We start from the raw sequence: 3,167 nt of genomic DNA, 5'->3' as shown, positions 1-3,167 counted from the left end.
ATGACGGTGACCGAGGCAAGCGGCTACGGCCAGCAGAAGGGACACACCGAGGTCTACCGCGGTGCTGAGTACGACGTCTCGCTGGTCCCCAAGATCCGCCTCGAGGTCGTCGTCGACGACGCCGACGTCGAGAGCGTGGTCAACACGATCACCGGGTCAGCGCAGACCGGCAAGATCGGTGACGGCAAGGTCTGGGTCATCCCGGTCGACTCGGTCGTGCGCGTTCGCACGGGCGAGACGGACGAGGCTGCTCTCTAAGGCCTGAACGACCATCAACGGAGCCGCCGCAACGCCTCAACGGGTGTTGCGGCGGCTCTGTGCTGTGTGTCCGGCGCCACCCGGGCACGGCCCGCTGCGTACGATCACGACCGTGACTCACGAGTTCGACAAGGCCGCGCTTGCGCAGAAGCGAAGCGACCGGGCGCTCGAGGCCGACCGCAGGCTCCGGCAGCTGTTCGCCGAGGCGGTGCCGGCCGACGGCAGCGATCCCCGTGAGGGTCCCGGCATGGCGCTCGTCGCGGTGGGTGGCTACGGTCGCTCCGAGCTCTCGCCGTTCAGCGATCTCGACGTCGTGCTGCTGCACGATCCCTCGGTCGACGAGTCCGTCGTGCGGGAGGTCGCCGAGGCGATCTGGTACCCCCTGTGGAACGACGGTGTCGCCCTTGACCACTCCGTGCGCGACACGGTCCAGATGCGCGCCGCCGCCGTGACCGACCACCGCGCGGCCATGGGCATGCTCGACGCGCGGACTGTCGCCGGCGATGCCGGGCTCGTCCTGGCGCTGCGCTCGCAGGTGCTGGCCGACTGGCGCCGCGATGCCCGTACGCGGGTCGAGGAGGTGCGGCAGGCCCGCAACTCGCGCATCGACCGCGCCGGGTGGCTCGCGCACGCCGCCGTGCCGGACCTCAAGGAGTCCGGGGGAGGGCTGCGCGACAGCGTGATCCTCCGTGCGCTCGTCGCGACGTGGCTGATCGACGTACCCCATGGGGAGTCCGAGTCGCTGCGATCGGACCTGCTCGACGTGCGCGACGCTCTGCACGAGACCGTCGGTCGGCGGGTCGAGCGGCTCGACGCCGACGTCATACCGGATGTCGCACGCTTCCTCGGCATGGGCGCCGAGGAGCTGGACCTGCACACCCGTCAGCTCGGCCGCCGCATCGCCCACCTGGCGTCGCTGTCGTGGCACAAGATCGACGAGGCGCTGGCGCCGCCGGGCAAGCGCAGCATCACGCCGACCGGCCCGGCCGTGACCCCGCTGGCCGAAGGCGTCGGCATCCTCGACGGTGAGGTCATCGTCACCGGCAAGGCAGATCCCACCACTGACCCCGAGGTTGCGCTCCGAGCTGCCGCCGCGGCCGCTCGTGCGGGCCTGCCGCTCAGCCCGGGCTCGGCGACCCGCCTCGCCGAGTCGATGGGCGAGCTGCCCGATCCGTGGTCGCCGTCGTCGTCGCGGCTGATGGTCGACCTGCTGAGCTCCGGGCGGGGGCTCGTACGCGTGTGGGACGAGCTCGACTTCGCCGGCGTCATCGATCTGTTGCTGCCCGAGTGGATCGCGATCCGCCTGCGTGGCTCGTCGTCGCCGGTGCACCGCTTCACGGTCGACCGGCACAGCCTCGAGACCTGTGTGTACGCCGCGAAGGTCAAGCGCGACGTGGCACGTCCCGACCTGCTGGTCGTCGCGGCGCTGCTGCACGACATCGGCAAGGGTGCCGAGGGTGACCACTCCGAGGTCGGTGAGCCGATGGCCGTACGCATCGCGCAGCGGTGGGGCTTCAGCGCCGAGGATGCCGCGGTCGTCGGCAAGCTCGTACGGTGGCACCTGCTGCTGCCCACGATCGCGACGCGGCGCGACATCGAGGACCCGTCGACAGCCGCCAACGTCGCGGAGATCGTCGAGACCGAGGACTTCCTCGACCTGCTGGCCGCGCTCACCGCGTCGGACGCGCAGGCGACGAGCCCCGCAGCGTGGTCGCCGTGGCGGCAGGGCCTGACGGAAGGTCTCGTCGAGAAGGTCCGCAGGGTCCTCGACGAGAACGTCACGACGCCCACGGCCAGTGACTACGAGGGCTGGCCGGCCGGCGTGCCGATCCCGGACCACGGCGCCATGGCGCCGGCCGACTTCACGCTCACGGTCGAGCCGCACCAGGGGGGCTCGCTGCTGAAGATCGTGACCGCCGACCGCCAGGGCGTCATGGCTGATCTCGCCGGTGGTCTGGCCCTCGCCGGGCTGGCGATCCGGTCGGCCCGCACCGTCACGCTCGGCGACGCTGCGGTGTCGCTGTGGGAGGTGTCGCGGGCCGACATCGACGCGGCGCGGCTGACCGATCGTCTGCGCCCCGCGATGGCCGGCGAGCTCGACCTCTCCGGGCGGCTGGAGCTGACCTCGATCGCCGATGCGCCTGATGCGCGCGTACGCCTGCTCGACCGGCTCTCGGAGACCGCGACGCTGGTGGAGGTGCGCGCGCAGGACCGCCGCGGCCTGGTCTGGACCGTGTGCGACCAGATCGCCTCGCTCGGCCTGTCGATCCGCTCGGCGCACATGTCGACGTACGGCGATGAGGTCCGCGACGTGTTCTACGTCGTCGATGCCGATGGGCACCCCCTCGACGACGCGACCGCCACGACCCTGCGCGACGCCCTCGCCAGCGCCCTCACCTGACCCCGGGCGGTGACTTAGCGTCCACTCCCCGTCGTCGGCGGTGGGTTGGCGTCCAGTTGGCGCATCGAAGTGGACGCCAGGTCACCGCTCGGCCTGAGAGGTGGACGCCAAGTCACCGCCCACGAGGGGGAGGCGCCCTGGGGTCTCGGTTAGAGTTGGCCAGACCCCTTTCTCTCCATTCGAGGATGACGACCGACGTATGTTCGACACCCTGCAAGATCGCCTGCAGTCAGCGTTCAAGAACCTGCGCGGCAAGGGGAGACTCTCCGACGCGGACATCGACGCCGTCGCACGGGAGATCCGGGTCGCGCTGCTTGATGCCGACGTCGCCGTCCCGGTCGTCCGCGACTTCATCGCCAACGTCAAGGAGCGGTCCCGCGGCGCCGAGGTGAGCCAGGCGCTCAACCCCGCCCAGCAGGTCATCAAGATCGTCAACGACGAGCTCGTCACGATCCTCGGCGGCGAGACGCGGCGCATCCGCTACGCCAAGAACCCGCCGACCGTCATC

General features: G+C 70.9%; 3 protein-coding genes. All 3 read left to right on the top strand.

Annotated elements, in window-relative coordinates; translation table 11 throughout:
• On the top strand, positions 1–258 hold a 258-nt coding region (locus tag V6M46_RS03445; protein ID WP_332662371.1), incomplete at its 5' end, for a P-II family nitrogen regulator.
• Between the two features lie 112 nt (positions 259–370).
• Entirely contained in the window at positions 371–2,659 is a 2,289-nt protein-coding gene (locus V6M46_RS03440) for a [protein-PII] uridylyltransferase (RefSeq protein WP_332662370.1), read from the top strand.
• Positions 2,660–2,858: 199 nt separating this feature from the next.
• Positions 2,859–3,167: signal recognition particle receptor subunit alpha (locus V6M46_RS03435; RefSeq protein WP_332662369.1), on the top strand; the 309-nt coding region annotated here is incomplete at its 3' end.

This window comes from Aeromicrobium sp. (assembly GCF_036676885.1).
Classification (GTDB): Bacteria; Actinomycetota; Actinomycetes; order Propionibacteriales; family Nocardioidaceae; genus Aeromicrobium.
The sequence above is the reverse complement of the archived record's forward strand: the minus strand, read 5'-3'. Positions and strand labels throughout refer to the sequence as shown.